The following is a 14,793-nucleotide window of genomic DNA, read 5'->3' as shown; positions in this document are numbered from 1 at the left end:
GCTTTGCCGCCTTCCCTAGAACTGAACCATGAGGGTTCGGGCTTCGTGGCGGGCATGGTTGGCGATGGCGCGCAGTTGCGTGTACTGGTCGTGGTCGCTCAGACCGGCGAGCAGATCGAACACTTCCCCCTTGTACGCAAGGAAATTAGCGCGCACCCGGGGTGAGGCGTCGACCTGTGGCAGCTCCGAGAGGAACGCGTGCACGGCGTCGACCATGAGCCGCAATGACTGGGACATAAAGGGTTCCTTCCACTATGGACAGCTAGCGGGGTTGCTGTTGCCGCCCGTGTCTTCAGTGGACAGGAAAGCGGGAGTGTTTCGTAATCGCCTAAAGTGCGACGGTTGCCTAAGTTGCTTGCATACTATGGTTCGGCCGGTCGCCCATCTGGTGGATCTCAGGCGGGACTAGGGGCGGGTGCTGCGGCGGCGCCGTTCGGTTTCGGCATCGATAGCTTGTTGCGCTTCCTCGATAAGGACGGCGAGAGCGGCAAGGCGAGCGTTGACGGTATGAATCGCTCTAACGCCGGGAGCGGGATGCGTTGCCAGTACAAAGGTTCCGCGACCCGACGCGCTCGCTACGTAGCCTTCGTCACGAAGGATCTTGACCGCTTGCTGCACGGTCGCGACCGCGCAACCGTAGACGTGGGCTAGGCGGCTGATCGAAGGGATGGTTTTACCCGGTGCTAGCGCACCGGTGGTGATCTGTGCTCGAAGGTCGGCAGCAATGCGTTTGTAGGTCGGCGTCGTCGGATCGTGCCCGGCTGGCAGTGTTGCACTCACCCGCATCCCTTCTCGTGTCAGGCCGTTGTAACCGGGTGGTGCTAGTGAGCGGTGCCTTCAATGTCCTTAAGGGACTTCTCCAACACCGTGAGCTGAAGCCGGGCGGTATCGATCCTGCTTCGAGCCTGAGCGATGAGCCCTACCTCATCGGGATCACGTGGGGCAGGTACTCGCGGCGGCTGGTCGTCACTATCGGTAGACACAGAAGGCTCTCTTTCCGTTGTGCGGCAACAACAAAGCTGATGACGTCAAAGGGCAACGGCTCGCGCCGACCGACTAGCCTTATCGATAGATGCACGTTCAACTAACGGATACGGGGTATGTCACCCGTTCGTGTTATGAGCGTGTTCACAAACCCCCACCAGCGCCCATAAATCCGGTGACCGGGCTCACATGTCGCGACACTTTGGCGGGGGTTGCCGTCGTGGTCGACGGGCTGCCGTTGCTGCGGCATGGCTGGTCACCTCCCAAGCGCTCGGGGCATGTCTAGACCTGTATGGCCTCCCTCTAGTGTTGCCGCCTCGATAATCCAGCCGCCACTGCCGTTAATCGCGACAAGCCCAAAGAAGCAAGAACGACCTCGACAAGCGCAGCCAATCTCACGCCGTGGTGATCATCAAGGCGGGCTCAGCCTCCCCGGTTGGCCCAGCGCGTCCCCCGGTTGAGCGCCCCGGCGTCGACGTCCCGTAGTCGTGATTAATCACGAACACGAACGCCCCGCGCCGGCTCGACAGTGATCGACATCAGAGCCGTTCGACCGGCTCCGTAGCCGGTGTCCAACCTCCGGCCGGGCCGCTTGCGGTCTCTGCTCCGACAGAGTGGACGTAAACCCGGCAAATGGTCACCGACGGTCACCGTAGCGGGTATGAAAAGAGCCCCGGAACCGTTGCGGGCTCCGGGGCCTCTCCGGATTGGCGGCTAGCTCGGGCGGCTGTTCGCGGCCCTGATCGCGTGGGCCAGCTCCACCGCACCCTTGTGGCGAGGCAGCCGGACCGCTTCGCCGCGCACGGTCTCCAGGTGATCAGCGACCCGGCCCGAACGGATCGAGGCGGCCAGCTCCAGCGCCCGCGTGCCAGCGGTCACCGCTTCGTCAGGATGTCCTGCCCGGAAGTACGCCGTCGACAGGTGCGCGATTGAGACAGCGCGGCGTTTGATCCGTACCGCGTCGCTCGTGCCCTGGTAGACCGTCAGCGCATCGATGGCTGTTGCGGCATGCGCCCGGTCATGCCGCGCTAGCTCGGTCAGGACTCGTCCGCTGTCGGAGGTGAGCACGTCGAGCCCGAACCCGTGCGGCTCCGGTAACGTTCCCGCGGGATCCGTCGGCGAGGACTCGAGAACCGTCCGCGCCGTGGTCAACGCATCGAGAGCGGGCCGGGACTGCCCGGTTTCCGCGTGCGCGCGGGCCGTGGTTGCGGCCGTGAGCGCTTGAAGCTCGGCAATCCCGGAACGGTCCGCCGCGAGCTGCCCAAGCTGCAAGACTTTGAGCGCTTCGGCCTGGTCCCCCTGCCGCAGGTAGACCCGGCTGATTTGCTCGATCGCGATCGCCGAGCGCATCGGGTCGTCAATCTCAGAGGCGGCCGCCATGGACAGCCCGAGATACCGCAACGCATCCCCCGGCAGCCCCATGTCATGCGAGGACCAGCCGACCAGGCCGTAGAGGTCGGCAACGGTGGCGTACAGCTCGCGGCCCGTGGCGTCGCTGTAAGAGCTACGTAGAAGCTGCCGCGCCCACCCCAGTTGAGCTAGCGCCCCTTCCCGGACCGCGCCGCCCCCAAGGCGCTTTTCTTGCACCCACAGAACCCGGGTCAGCTCGCGAAGCTGCGTGACTTCGGTGGCCCCAATCCGGGCCGGGGTCGGCGTTGCGCTTGCCGGGGCGGACAAGATCGCCAGATCAGCACCGGTGAGGCCGACGCCCACAGCGACCTTCGCCAGCACTCCAAGGAACTCTCTACGGTCAGGCATGGAATCAGTCACCTCCCGCGCGGCCAGAGGGACAGCGGTCAGAGCCGCGCCAGTCCCTACAGTGTCAGGGCTGTACGCCATACCCAGCAAACCGCGCGGAATCTGCAACCCGTCCGCGATCCTCGCCAGCACGTCATAGGCCATGACCTGCCGCCCGTGGCAGATCTCCGACACCTCCGACTGTGCCTGTCCGGTGAGTGCCGAGATCCGCCGCTGTGAGATGCCATGCCGCCTGAGCAGTACAAACACCGCGCCAACGTCACGTTCTCGAAGGGCTTCGCGCATCAACGGGTCATCCCACACCCCTGCCGGGATCGGTCCCGAACCAGAGCCCGCCGTGTTCATCCCGCCCCCGAATACAGCCGATAAGCCTTAACGAACAACCCAGGGTAGCCGCGTCGAGACGCGATGTGTAGCAGGTGGGCGCGCGGTGATCGGCGAAGGTGATCGGTCGAGCCGATCAGTCATTGCACCGTTCGAGTGGTTCGGCCGGGCTGATCACACCCGGCGCGGTCGCCGTTCAGGGCCGTTCTCGCCTTCGTCGGCCGGTGGCGCGGGCAGCTCGCGCACCAGCTCCGCAAGATCGATCTCCAGACCATCCGCCAGGCGGAGCAGGTTACGCAGCGAAGGGTTACGTAGACCCCGCTCGACCTGCCCGAGGTAGGACCAGTGGACCCCGGTTCGCCCGTCGAGTTGCTCCTGCGACAGCTTCAATTCTTGACGGCGGGCACGGATGCGCGCGCCGAGGATCGCGGCAGCTTCGAAGATCGGTTCGGGCACGGCTTAGAGCCCATCGGCTTAGACGATCACAGACCAGAGGCAATCCACTTCAAGCTAGACAGCACCAAGCTCATAAGCTGTAGTGTGCGTCCTGCCGCGTCTCGCCGTACAGAGGTGGGGCGCATGGTTCAGGGAGGAGGCGCGCATGTCGGGTAGCGGTGGCACCACGGCCAACACCTACGGCAACGGCGGCACCAAGAAGTAACCGACTTTCACGCCTGCACCACAAAGCGCCCCCGAATCTGGGATATTCGGGGGCGCTTTCCCATAACCCATAATAGTGCCGATTCACAACGCGTACGATGCGTAATCGTGAGCACGCGCCGCGTTTCCCTCTATCAGAGAATCTACCGATTACGCATAGCCTTAGGTGCCGTCCTTCTTCTGGCTATTGGGCTTGTCTGGTTCCTGCTCACCACGGGCGACAAATCCAAAGACCTGGCGTTATTAGTCGCGGGCACCGGCGGGCTCGGTCTGATCATCGAAGGAATTAACCGTGTTTTGGCCGGGCTGCTGATTGGCGAATCCATTGTCGAAAATCTGGCCGCTGACAACCCGCGAATACTCGAACACCTGTCACCAGAAACCCGCGAGCGCGCCGCAATCAACATCATTGCTAGCGACGTGGGCGACCGGGACCGGGCACGCGATGCATACGAACTGGCGACCGCGCTAGCTTCGTTGCCGGGTGCGCGTTACGACGAAACCGTCACCATCAGCCTCAACCCGCGAGAGGCAGCAAGCGGGGATACACAGTATCTTTTTGCTGTGGTCCGATGCGAGCATCGGACCACACTTCCCCTAGGGGAAGTCACCTTCTTAGCCACCCGCGACCCGTTCCGATATCGCGACGCGCTGAGTGATCCCTTTACGGCTGACCCGTGGTTGTTCGACGATCCAGCGCTAGACATTCCCGATGACGCGTACCAACTCCTGTCCTACGCCATCGACGGAGAACCTCAGGCAATCAGAACCGATCGAGACGACGACACGATTTACTACCGGGTCAATCGGCGAAAGCCGAAGCGCGCTAGGAAAAATACACCCTGCATGGTCAGTTATGAGTACCGCGCGATTGTCCCTGTTGGCGCTCACCATTTGTGGTACGACATCACCCGGCCCACCCGGGATCTCACGATCACTATCAACCAGCAATATCGCCCCATACAAAGACTGACACCGCGAGCGAACTTTATAGGCGCGCAACCATCCATCACTTCCACGACGACGGACAGCGCCACGCCTGCGACAATAACCGCTCACGGCTGGGTGTATCTAGGATCAAGCGTCAACCTTGTTTGGACACTTGAATAAACGATGCTAGGGCCTAGTGCTCTCGCCGCGCTAACCGCTGCCATGTCTTGTTTTCCCGCTTTTGCTTTAGGTCGCTGAGCGATCGCCAAAGCTTGTCGACGAGTTCGTTGGTTTCAGCCTCATCAAGCGTGACGCTTATACCATCGTCAATCTTATCGACTGAACAGATCGCAATCTCAATGTTGAGGTCTTCCGTTACTCGTGTTTGCAGTATTAGCGGTGCTTCAAGGTCGTATCCTGCGCTGACGCGTGCGCGTCTGTCTTTCTCTTGTGGCATCGCGTCCTCACAGTTGGGCGAGAAAGTTGGACAGTATTTGAGTAAGTTCCTTTGCGCGTCTTGCCGAAGCTCTGGCGTTCGCGGCCTGTTCCGCGTCTAGTCGGGCAACAATCCGGTAAACCCGCGCACTTGCCTTTGAATGCTCCACAAGCTTCTCTAACGGTGCACCGTCCTTTGGGTATAGCTGAGAAATTAGGCAGTCAGCCGCTTCGAGCGAAGTAACGTCATCGCACCATCTCTTGCTCACTGCTCTGCCCTCAATGCATGAAGAAGTCCGCTCTGCTGACCTCGGCCCACGATGCGTGCGCAACTGACAGACTCAGCTAGGGTCAGCAGCAAGTTTTCAGCCTCTACAGAACTCAGCGAAAACCCGAATATGTGGCGCTCGCTTGAGTTCTCGACGTGGAAAAGTATTGTGCCGTTCTCAGTGACATCGAAAAGGTACGAACTCTTCGAAGTCACAAAAAACCACGGGTCTAGATTGTCTGACGACATACAACAACCCCGAATCTTCGTATTTCTGCCTGTTGTTAAACCTCCGAGCAGTCCTAATATTAAGTCTTCATATTAAGGTTGCCAATAATCCGATTGGGCGCTGCCGATCGTCGTTTTTTTGACGGTAAGGTTTCACTCGATCGGTGCTCGACACCGGGAAGGGGATTGAACTTCGTGGCTAGCTCGGTTGCTCTTCGGCGATTAGGAAGAGAACTTAGGGGATTTCGAGAAAGAACAGGCCGCACGCAGGCGGACGTGGGTGCAGCTATCGGACGAAACCAGGCCACTCTAGCCAATTGGGAAGTGGGCAAAACGCGGTTAAGCTCGCCCGACTTAGTAGCGCTCTCACTAGAACTAAAGCTCGAAGCTTCCGAAATAGACTTACTCAAAAGGTTGCACGAGGAGTCAGTTAAAACTAACGACTGGTCAGGATTCAACCTGAGCGAGTCAGTTCGCCCGTTTGTCACAATGGAGGCTGAAGCGTCGGAGATTTCCACATTTCAGCAAGTTCTAGTGCCGGGACTACTCCAAACCGAGGCTTACATACGCGCTCTACTCGTCGCAGTCATTGAGAACGCCAGTAGCGCCGAGATTGACTCGTTAGTCAGATTGCGCATGAAGCGACAACAAAAGCTTGAAGACCCCCGGTTCCATCTACATGCGATAATTAGCGAACTTGCCCTTATGGCACAAGTTGGGGAACCCGACGAATTCACATATCAACTTGAAACACTCACCAATCATGCGCAGCGCGCAAACGTAACAGTACAAATCGTGCCAGCATCCAAATCGGCACACCCAGGGACTCAAGGCAGCTTCTCGATTCTTAGATTTGAGGAAACCGCGCCCCTTGCCTACTTTGACACCCCGCTAGACGGCAACGTAGTTACCAACCATCGATCGACTGAGTTTCTTGCGGCCACCTTTGAGCGACTATGCGAATTTGCACTAAGTCCCGAAAAGTCGGTGCCGGTTCTCCGTAAAGCTTTGCAGGGTAGGAAAAAAGGAAGATCTCAATGAACCCTGACGCGCTCGACTGGCGAAAAAGTAGCCGAAGTGCCCCAAAGGGTGATTGCGTGCAAGTTGCCCGGCAAGATCTAGGGCACTTCCTCATCGGCGACACCAAGAATCCCGGTGTACATATTCGTGTGACAAGCAACAAATTTTTCATGCTGCTTGCGGTCGTGAAGGCTGGTCGCCTCGATCTGGCCTGACCCCTCGTGATCGGCTCGGCCAAATCACCTGCTATCGGCTCGGCCGAACGCTAAGCCAAACCCCCGCGCTGGCTTCCCGCCTGGTGCCGCCTCCGGCGATTGTGAATCTTGCCGAGAGTGGTGCGCGACGTCCCGTCCTCGGCGCTGGGTGGTCGAGAGCCACCAGCGGACCGGCCAGGAGAACGCTAGGCCGCCCGACGGCGAGTTGCTTCCGCTCGATCACGGAAGTGCGACGACCTTAGGCAGGCACTACCCGTTCCGGACCCGCGCGGCTCGATCACCTCTTCAGAACCGGACCTGGAAGGGGCAATAGGGGTGGACGCCGGGCGTTTACTGCTTGCGGCGACTCTCATCCTGGCTCCGCCATTGGCGTGGACTGTCGGAGTCATCATCTACAACCAGCGTAGGCGGGCCAGGCTTCGCGCTGGTCGTCCCACTGTCGCCGAGATCATCAGTCGAGAAGCCCACAGCTCAGACGATGCGGCCAACCTCTACAAGCTCGACCCCGGGCCGCGTGTCCCCCACGGTTGGCACTGGCCTACCCGAGACCCCGATACACGGCGTCGTGGGTGATCGGCCGAGCCGATCACCGGCTGATCGGTCAAGCCGAACCGGTCGGGCTGCTTCCCGGCGATGCCGCACCGCTTGCATGATCGATCTTCGCGGGCCGGTTGCCTTCTACCCACAGAGAGCGCTCGAAACGGTGAGCGTTCGCTGTGGGTGGTTCCGTCCTGCGCTTGAACGCGTCGACACGACCCGGGTAGCCGGTCCCGTGCCGACGTGGACAGCGGCAACCGGTTTTGTGGGTTGCCGCTGTGTTTCCTGGTGTCACAACACGAAAGGAACGAGCACATGAACGAGTTGCCCCGCGCAGACGACCTGGTACTGGGTGTCGAACCCCTCAGCGGCGTCGTCCGCGCACGGTTCGACATGCCCGACCCGACCGGCACCGGGGCCGGTGACGACGGGGAAAACGCGGACAAGCTCAACCACCCCGTGTACTGATCACCCCGTATTACCGCCGTTCACAACGCCGCGACGTGAGTTGACAATGTAGAGCCGTTTCACGAAAAAGGGAGTCGTGTGGTTATGGATCATCGCCTAGTGACCGACCTTCAGCGGGCGCTCACCTGGTCAGGACCCGAAGCCCTCGGGACGGGGTTCGCTCGCGGAACACTGCCCGGCCTCGAAGTGTGTTCCCGGCTGCTCACCCCGTCGAAACTCCTTGATGTGATCATGCGGCGCGCGTTGTCGTTTCCTCAGTTGCGGCTTGTGGACGCCGGGCAGGACGTGCACCCCGGCCGCTATCTCAAAGGGCTTGCTGATCGCCGGGGCGCGAGTGTGAGCGTTCCGGACATGCGCAAACTCGGGCGGCTCTTGCGGTCGGGGTGCACCCTGGTCTTGGACACGGTGGATTTCTTCGACCCTGCAATGGAAACCGCCTGTCGTGCGCTGCAGTGGTGGTCGCGGGAACTCGTGCAAGTGAACGCCTACCTGACCACGCAGCAGGCGGCCGGGTTCGATCTCCATTGGGATGATCACGATGTGATCATCATTCAGCTTGCCGGGTGCAAATCGTGGGAAGTCCGTGGCCTGTCAAGGAATGCGCCGATGTTCCGTGATGCCGAACTCAACACCGAAGCACCCGAACAGGTCGTGTGGTCGGGCACTATGCAGCCGGGCGACGTCATCCACATTCCGCGCGGCTACTGGCACGCGGCAACCCGGACCGACCGTGACGCCGACGACCCCGAGAATTTCAGCCTGCACGCCACGTTCGGTTTCGTGAAACGGACCCCGGTGAACTGGCTTGCGTGGCTGTCGGATCGCAGCCGCGAGCGGGAGGTGTTCCGAGTCGATCTGGACCGGTGGGGAACGACAGAAAACGAAGCCGCGCAAGACAAAAACCTGATAGCCGAGGCCGCGCGGCTGCTCGCGGACCATCCGCCATCGGAGTACCTGAACGCCCGCGCCCGCGAGATCGACCCCGGCCGCCAAGTGTCGACCTTCGGTATTTTCGGGCCGCCCGAGGCCGCGGTGTGTCTCGCGCCATTCCCGCCCGAGATCATCGACCACGGCGACACCATCGAAGTTCTGAGCACAGGCAAGCGGATTACTCTTTCCCCGGCCGCTCTCCCGGCGGCGCGGGCGTTGCTCTCGGGGAATCCGGTCCACCTGGACCACGCCGGGCAAGCGCTCGGGGTCGACGTGCGCCGCATCGCCGAAGTGTTGATCGAAGAAGAGATTTGCGGCGAGTACACCCCTGAACTAGCTACCGGCTACACGGGGATGGTTCCCGACGCCCTCTAAACCTCCCCGATCCCTGACATGACAGCGGGGCCGCCCTAGGCCGCGAGAAACGGCATAAGGTGGCCCCGCTGTTTGTCTTGTCGAGGAAAGACTTTCAGCGCAGCGAGTCGAGCAATCCCGGCGCGGCTTTGCGAACACCAGCGGTAAAGGGCATCTCCACGCCGCGTTTTTTCCACTGCCGTACCACATTCGCGCAGAACATCAACCGGGACAGGACCCCGGAGCGGCTCGCGAGGTCGTCTGCGAACTCGGTTTCGATCCGGGCGGCTACCTCAGGCACGCCGAGCGAGAACCCCCACAAGGTAGCCGCGTCATAGCCTCGAGGAGCCCGCCCCCACGACTCCCAATCCAGCACCACACAGCCGGGCGCGGTCAGGTTCCCCCAGTGACAATCCCCGTGGGCGGTGGTCCACTCCGGCACCGTGAGATCCACCCCGGCTACCTCGTCGGGAAACACCTCAGTGATTCGGCCGACCAGGTGCCCCCCATCCATCGCTCTCCGGGTCGTGTCAGCAGCAGCCAGCGCGGCCAGAGACGCCCGCAACGTCTCCCACCAGGACGCCGACAAGGTCGGGGCTTCGGCGATGCTGCCGGGGCCGCTCACCGCGTGATCGGTGACCAGCTCAAACTCATCCGCTCGCCAGATCACCCCGCGCCGCTCGTCAGGCCAGCGCAGCGACCGAAACAACGCGGGCATAGACACCCCCGTGAGGGCCGACGCGGCTTCGGGGCCGGTCCACGCGTCCGACATCACGCCAGGCCGCCGGAACTGGAACCGTACCCACCGGCCGCCATCGCTGACCATGCCAATGGTGTCGCCCTTGTTCCCGTGTCGGGCCGTCCCCGGATCGAGGGCAACCCCGAACGCGGTTTCGACAGTGGCGCGCACGTCGTCGAGCTGATCGGGAGCAAGATCTACCGGTAGCGTGCTGGTCATCCGGTCGCGTGTCCTCACGTCGTCGGGCCTGTGGCTAGCTGACGAGTCTACCGAGCGCCCGCCTTCGCCGCTCTCGCTTGTTCGGCGGGCACTCGCGAACTGGTGGCCGTTGCCGGATACTTCCGAGGTGAGTGCAAGCACGCGGAACGCGAACACCCCGGACGAGGTGCGCCTCCTGGCGCGCGAAGTCCGCGACAAACTTGTTGCGGTCGTCATCGACGCGAATGCCTACGGTGCAATCGGCCCTGACCTGGAAAGGTTAGGGAGCCTTGCTAGCGCCCTCGCCAAGATTGACCTACAAACCTGGTTGCCCGAGCCCGTAGTGTGGGAATGGGCCGAGCATTTAGCTAGCGAGTGGGTGGCCGCCCGAAATGAGGCAAAGAAGCGGTTAAGTCATTTATCGCGCGCTGGCCTGTCGGCGATGGCAATCCAGCCGGAGTACAAAGACCGGCAGGCCGTCATCGATGAATTCATCGCGGCGCTGAGTCGCACCCCTCACGTGAGAATCATCAACCTCAGCGGCGCTAGCGCCGTGGAAGGTCTCAAAGACCAGATCTTGCAGCGGCCACCCGCAAAGACCAAGAGCGACCCAAAAGTCAAAACCGGCGGCAGCGACTCGGCTTGGCTCCGTGACGTGATTAAAGAAGCCGGATCGCCAAATCACCTAATGTTCCTCAGTTCAGACGCGGACATCAAACAAGCTTGGAATACATGGGGACACGGGGAACCCTTAATGCACACCCCGACAACGATCCGCGCCGCACTGTTCGAGGACGAACCAGCGAGTCTAGGTGACCAATGGCTTGTGGCGCGCTACCTCTCGGGCCGCCTCCCGCTCGATCTCGACGACCAAACCCAAAAAGAGCCAGGCGGCCACCTGGTCAGCACGACGCCGGGACTGCTCGACACCTTAGACCTGGACTGGGAAGAACATGGTCTGACAGGCGGCAGGCTGACAAGGCTTACCGCCTTGGCTGGACTCGGGAACGTCCTTCAGGAAGCCGCAGAGCGATACGACCCGGGAAACATTCCAAAATCTCGGAAACTGCGAGCAACAGTCTTCTTTATCGCTGACGCTGAAACTACCGACGTGTTCCAATTTGGGGAAGACGAACCGGTCACCGAATCCACGGCAAGCCATACTGGACTGCTGACGAGAACGACGCTTGTTTTCGAGGTTCAAGACGGAAAAATCATCAGTGTTCACCCCGACTCGGAAACGGCGACATTCACAGCATCTCAGTACGGGGACAACTGGGATGCGATGGAGGACGTCAACGACGCCTTAACCAGCGTTCCAGGCATAAACCTTCCCCATGATTGGGGAGCCTGGAAACGCAACGGTGAAGACACGATCACCGTTGACGGGATCAACCATCCACCAATCGAAATTCAGTGGCAGTACAACGACTACGGCGGATTTACGATGCTGATCGGAGACGAAGAAGCCGAGGTTACCTGTCAATACGACGACGAGGCATGGGTGGGCGGCAAAGAAGGATTCTATATGGAGCCGCCTTACGCAGTCACGGTTGAGACACCCCACCTGATGGGGTACGGGGCATGGGTTCTTTCAGCTTGGGTGTTTAAGCGACTCCTCAGTGGCGACAGGTAGCGCGACGTCAGCAGCCCAGCTTTTCTGAAGCGTCGACTGGGGCGCTCTCCATTGGAGAGCGCCCCGGCACGGTCTAGGTTTGAGGCTTGCGGCTGGACCGATCGCGTACCGCTCGGGCGTCGCCACCGGCTACCGCTCCCGCTTGACTCCTCGCTCCCTCAGCAACCGCTTAACGCTGCTCAGGCTCACCCCGAAGCCCTCCGCAACCGCTTGAGCTGTCGACCCCTGCCGGTACTGGCTGACCATCGCGTCTAGCTGTCCAGCGTCGAACCGGTCTCGCAGATGCCGCGACCGCGTAGAACATGACACACTTTCATGTTTAACAGGTTTCAGCGAGCAGCTAGCCATGTGTGAGACCACCCGCCGAAGACGTAACAGCAGGTCAGAGCGGTTCAAACAAGCTCGCGCCACGTCGACCGGAAGACGAAAGGCCCGTGAGCAGCATAACCGCTGCTCACGGGCCTTCTTCGTGCGTCGGCATTGCCAACGGGTAGGTTCCCTCGGGGACCGTCTGGAGACCTGCCTGACTAACTGCCTGACTACGGTTCCCGGACTCGGCGGCCGACGATGTCGTCCATCGCCGTCGCGGCCTCCACCATCACCGGCCGAATCAGGTGCCGGTAGACCCGTTCGGTGACCGCGGTCCCGCTGTGCCCGCATAGGCGCGCGATGTCCTCGATCGGCACCTTCGCGTCCGAGAGCAGCGACACGAAGCTGTGCCGCATCTCCCAGGGCGGTCCAGTCCCCTGGCTCCAGCCCTGCCGCCTTGACTACCCGCCGAAACATGCGCAGCACGTTATGGCGGTCCAGCTGCGTACCCGCCTCGGACGCGAACACGAGACCGAGATCGGCCCATCCATTCCCCTTCCCCGCTCGCTGCCTCACCTCGGCTCGTGCCCTCACACTGTGCTGGCGTACGCGATGCAGTCGCAGCGCGACGACGCACCGAAGTGGCAGCGCCAGGGTTCGTCGTGACTTTCTCGTCTTCGTGTCACCACCCGCTCGCACCGAACGCCACACGCTGATCGAACGAAGCACAGGAGATGTCGCGGCAGCATTTCCATTGAGGTCGACGTGGTCCCACGTCAGCGCCCGCAGCTCTTCTGTCCTCGCACCAATCAGCAGCGACAGCACGATGTAGGCGTGGAGGGAGGAATTCTCGGCCGCTTTCAGTACCGCTTCTGCCTGTTCCAGGGTCAGCGACTTCGACGGCCGGCCTTCCTGTCCAGCTGGAATCTCGCACAGCATCACCACATTGCGCTTCACCTTGTCTCGCGCTTGAGCGCGCTTGACCGATCGATTTAGCACCGAATGCAGTAGACGCACGGTGCGCGTACTCACGTTCGTTGCGAGATCGGCCAGCCACTCGTCAACATCTTCGGCCGACAGCTCCCGAAGCTTGCGCTTGCCGAGGTACGGAATGATATGGATGGCGGCGAGATTCCTGTAGTTCTTCACAGTCTCGGGATCTCGGCCAGCCAAGCCGAAGGCCAGCCAGTTGGTAACAGCCTCTCCGACCGTGTACCTCGCAACCCCTGTCGGCAGGCCGTCGTCCAGGTCGCGAATCAGCTCCTTGAGCTTGTCCTTGGCGTCAGTCTTGGACTTTGCGCTCGCAGTCTTCACCAGGCGTTTCCCGGCCAGCAGTTTTCGTTATGGTTCGAGGGGTGCTGGCTCGGGGGAACACCGCGCGAGGACGGCACAGAAAAAAGGCGGCACGCTGGATAGTGCCGGAAGAAATGGCGCAACTCAACATTCACCCATCTATGCGCCTGCGGATCGACCACGCCCTGGACCAGTCGCGCACCTCGCCATACCTAGGATGAAGCCGCCGCAATTCGCAATTCGGCGCGTTTAACGGCTCGCTTGAGAATTGGGGCCGCTTTAACCCAGGTTCGATGCACAGGGTCATCCTCTGGGTAACGCTGAAGAATTTCGGAAATCCGCTCATCGTAGGAAAATCGCTCGCCGCTCGGGCCGGTTGTAAGGTCGGCAAGCACTAGAGCGTCCAACGCCGGGCTGTCGGCGAACGGGAACTCTCCCAATTCCCTGGACATGCCTCGTTCCTCAGCCTCGAACCGTGTGCCAGAATGGTGCGCGACAAGATTGACTATCGACTCAGGCCAGTCCTGCGCCCGCAAGAATCGCGCGCCGTCAAGAGGATGGAACCGCGTGTGACCGATTTGGGCGGAATAGCCGATGTCGTGCAGCCAAGCCGCTGCCACAAGTGTCTCCACCTCGCCTTCGGAGACAGCAGCAGCCACTTCGCGAGCCCTCGCGGCGACAGCTTGAACGTGAGACCACCGCCGCCCAAGCGGGGTAACGAGCTGGTCGGCGAGCATCTCAGCACGGTCAACGATCGTCGTGGGACCGCACACTACTGGTCACGTGAAGTTCTCTCCCCATGCACGTCGCCTGCGACGGCTGGTGAACAACGCCCCGCCAGAAGGCGGCTTACTCGGACGACCGCTCTCGATCGAGCAAGGAATGATCACCTATCAAGGCAGTTTCCGGCGGCCGGGGAAGTGCAACAATGACCAGTGCAAGCCGAATCGCCCGTCGCCCATCAAATTCGGAGACGAAGGTAAACTCAGCTGGGATTGAGAGGTCACTCTCCTCGCTCTCCGAAATAAATTGACCGTGTGCGCGCAAGCAACTGGCCGCCTTTTCTATTATTGCTGTAATGTCCACGCGGTCTCTAATTATTAATACGATCGCAATTCGCGTATCGCGCCACACTGTATAACCTAACAGTTGATCTATGGCCTCCTTGAACCTGGTCTCACCGCTCCATATCTTGCATTCTGCGATGAATGCATTTCGATCACGCCACCTGAGTAAGATATCCGTTTTACCCTTGCCTACAAATGTCTCACCGGTCACAGTGCCGCGATAGTTAGCATTCAAGATGAACAGCAGGTGATCGCGAATCCCCTCTTCGTCCTCACCTATAAGTCTATTCGCAGTCTTTGGCAGTCGCTCTAGCTGTAGTGACCATGGACGTTGTTGACGGTTGAGCGGCGTGTTGGGTTGATCATGACGAAGACCTCCGTGTGTGGTGCTGGTGTCTGACGCCATCACCGATCACAACGGAGGTCTTCGTGTTCCACCG

At 60.9% G+C, this 14,793-nt stretch carries 15 protein-coding genes and 1 pseudogene; 6 read left to right on the top strand and 10 right to left on the bottom strand.

The annotated features are described in order from the left end of the window. Positions 1-15 precede the first annotated feature (15 nt). From DMC64_RS34630 to DMC64_RS34615, 4 genes are all read right to left on the bottom strand, one after another. Positions 16-237: a hypothetical protein gene (locus DMC64_RS34630; protein WP_125736917.1), complete on the bottom strand. Its 222-nt coding sequence runs from the start codon at positions 235-237 to the stop codon at positions 16-18. A gap of 168 nt (positions 238-405) precedes the next feature. Beyond that, complete coding sequence (locus DMC64_RS34625; protein WP_158634283.1) at positions 406-780, bottom strand: winged helix-turn-helix domain-containing protein; 375 nt, start codon at positions 778-780, stop codon at positions 406-408. A 918-nt stretch (positions 781-1,698) separates the two neighbouring features. Then, a complete protein-coding gene (locus DMC64_RS34620) occupies positions 1,699-3,030 on the bottom strand; it encodes a helix-turn-helix transcriptional regulator (protein ID WP_125736915.1) in 1,332 nt (443 codons plus the stop codon). Positions 3,031-3,240: 210 nt separating this feature from the next. After that, positions 3,241-3,522, bottom strand: coding sequence for a helix-turn-helix domain-containing protein (locus DMC64_RS34615; protein WP_125736914.1), 282 nt, complete (start codon positions 3,520-3,522; stop codon positions 3,241-3,243). Positions 3,523-3,834: 312 nt separating this feature from the next. Here DMC64_RS34615 and DMC64_RS34610 point away from each other — a divergent pair, with 312 nt between their 5' ends. Beyond that, entirely contained in the window at positions 3,835-4,836 is a 1,002-nt protein-coding gene (locus tag DMC64_RS34610; RefSeq protein WP_125736913.1) for a hypothetical protein, read from the top strand. Between the two features lie 13 nt (positions 4,837-4,849). Here DMC64_RS34610 and DMC64_RS42790 read toward each other — a convergent pair whose 3' ends face one another. Next, positions 4,850-5,113, bottom strand: a complete 264-nt coding sequence (locus tag DMC64_RS42790) for a hypothetical protein (RefSeq protein WP_158634282.1) — start codon at positions 5,111-5,113, stop codon at positions 4,850-4,852. Positions 5,114-5,120: 7 nt separating this feature from the next. Further along, entirely contained in the window at positions 5,121-5,360 is a 240-nt protein-coding gene (locus DMC64_RS43695) for an AMED_5909 family protein (protein WP_370325375.1), read from the bottom strand. 422 nt (positions 5,361-5,782) lie between these two features. Between DMC64_RS43695 and DMC64_RS34605 the strand changes: the two genes are divergently transcribed. The 4 genes from DMC64_RS34605 to DMC64_RS34595 all read left to right on the top strand — a co-directional run bounded on the left by DMC64_RS34605 (position 5,783) and on the right by DMC64_RS34595 (position 9,132). Continuing rightward, on the top strand, positions 5,783-6,628 hold the full coding sequence (locus DMC64_RS34605) for a helix-turn-helix transcriptional regulator (protein ID WP_255432860.1): 846 nt from the start codon (positions 5,783-5,785) through the stop codon (positions 6,626-6,628). Continuing rightward, complete coding sequence (locus tag DMC64_RS34600; RefSeq protein ID WP_125736911.1) at positions 6,625-6,822, top strand: DUF397 domain-containing protein; 198 nt, start codon at positions 6,625-6,627, stop codon at positions 6,820-6,822. Before DMC64_RS34605 ends, DMC64_RS34600 begins: the two co-directional genes overlap by 4 nt. An 852-nt stretch (positions 6,823-7,674) precedes the next feature. Beyond that, on the top strand, positions 7,675-7,827 hold the full coding sequence (locus DMC64_RS42785; RefSeq protein ID WP_158634280.1) for a hypothetical protein: 153 nt from the start codon (positions 7,675-7,677) through the stop codon (positions 7,825-7,827). Between the two features lie 99 nt (positions 7,828-7,926). Continuing rightward, positions 7,927-9,132, top strand: a complete 1,206-nt coding sequence (locus DMC64_RS34595) for a cupin domain-containing protein (protein WP_233629912.1) — start codon at positions 7,927-7,929, stop codon at positions 9,130-9,132. Between the two features lie 94 nt (positions 9,133-9,226). On the opposite strand, the gene DMC64_RS34590 is transcribed toward DMC64_RS34595, so the two are convergent. Further along, positions 9,227-10,069, bottom strand: coding sequence for a phosphotransferase (locus DMC64_RS34590; RefSeq protein WP_233629911.1), 843 nt, complete (start codon positions 10,067-10,069; stop codon positions 9,227-9,229). 127 nt (positions 10,070-10,196) lie between these two features. On the opposite strand from DMC64_RS34590, the gene DMC64_RS34585 reads away from it, so the two are divergent. Next, positions 10,197-11,684 (top strand): hypothetical protein, encoded by a 1,488-nt coding sequence (locus DMC64_RS34585; RefSeq protein ID WP_125736909.1) that lies wholly within the window; start codon positions 10,197-10,199, stop codon positions 11,682-11,684. Between the two features lie 539 nt (positions 11,685-12,223). On the opposite strand, the gene DMC64_RS43385 is transcribed toward DMC64_RS34585, so the two are convergent. The 3 genes and pseudogenes from DMC64_RS43385 to DMC64_RS34570 all read right to left on the bottom strand — a co-directional run bounded on the left by DMC64_RS43385 (position 12,224) and on the right by DMC64_RS34570 (position 14,023). Then, a complete protein-coding gene (locus DMC64_RS43385) occupies positions 12,224-12,409 on the bottom strand; it encodes a hypothetical protein (RefSeq protein ID WP_233629935.1) in 186 nt (61 codons plus the stop codon). Between the two features lie 79 nt (positions 12,410-12,488). Beyond that, a pseudogene (locus DMC64_RS43380) lies at positions 12,489-13,142 on the bottom strand (site-specific integrase); the annotation flags it as partial. Between the two features lie 356 nt (positions 13,143-13,498). Continuing rightward, entirely contained in the window at positions 13,499-14,023 is a 525-nt protein-coding gene (locus tag DMC64_RS34570) for an HD domain-containing protein (protein WP_125736908.1), read from the bottom strand. Positions 14,024-14,793: the final 770 nt, after the last annotated feature.

Origin of the sequence: Amycolatopsis sp. WAC 04197 (genome assembly GCF_003947475.1) — a bacterium.
GTDB lineage: Bacteria > Actinomycetota > Actinomycetes > Mycobacteriales > Pseudonocardiaceae > Amycolatopsis > Amycolatopsis japonica.
This window is presented reverse-complemented; position numbering and strand designations above follow the sequence as displayed.

Bases quoted from the DNA above. Each gene is read 5' to 3' on its own strand.
- DMC64_RS34600 (WP_125736911.1), top strand. From the start codon at position 6,625: ATGAACCCTGACGCGCTCGACTGGCGAAAAAGTAGCCGAAGTGCCCCA.
- DMC64_RS42790 (WP_158634282.1), bottom strand. From the start codon at position 5,113: ATGCCACAAGAGAAAGACAGACGCGCACGCGTCAGCGCAGGATACGAC.
- DMC64_RS43385 (WP_233629935.1), bottom strand. From the start codon at position 12,409: ATGCGGCACAGCTTCGTGTCGCTGCTCTCGGACGCGAAGGTGCCGATC.
- DMC64_RS34570 (WP_125736908.1), bottom strand. From the start codon at position 14,023: ATGCTCGCCGACCAGCTCGTTACCCCGCTTGGGCGGCGGTGGTCTCAC.
- DMC64_RS42785 (WP_158634280.1), top strand. From the start codon at position 7,675: ATGAACGAGTTGCCCCGCGCAGACGACCTGGTACTGGGTGTCGAACCC.
- DMC64_RS34590 (WP_233629911.1), bottom strand. From the start codon at position 10,069: ATGACCAGCACGCTACCGGTAGATCTTGCTCCCGATCAGCTCGACGAC.
- DMC64_RS34630 (WP_125736917.1), bottom strand. From the start codon at position 237: ATGTCCCAGTCATTGCGGCTCATGGTCGACGCCGTGCACGCGTTCCTC.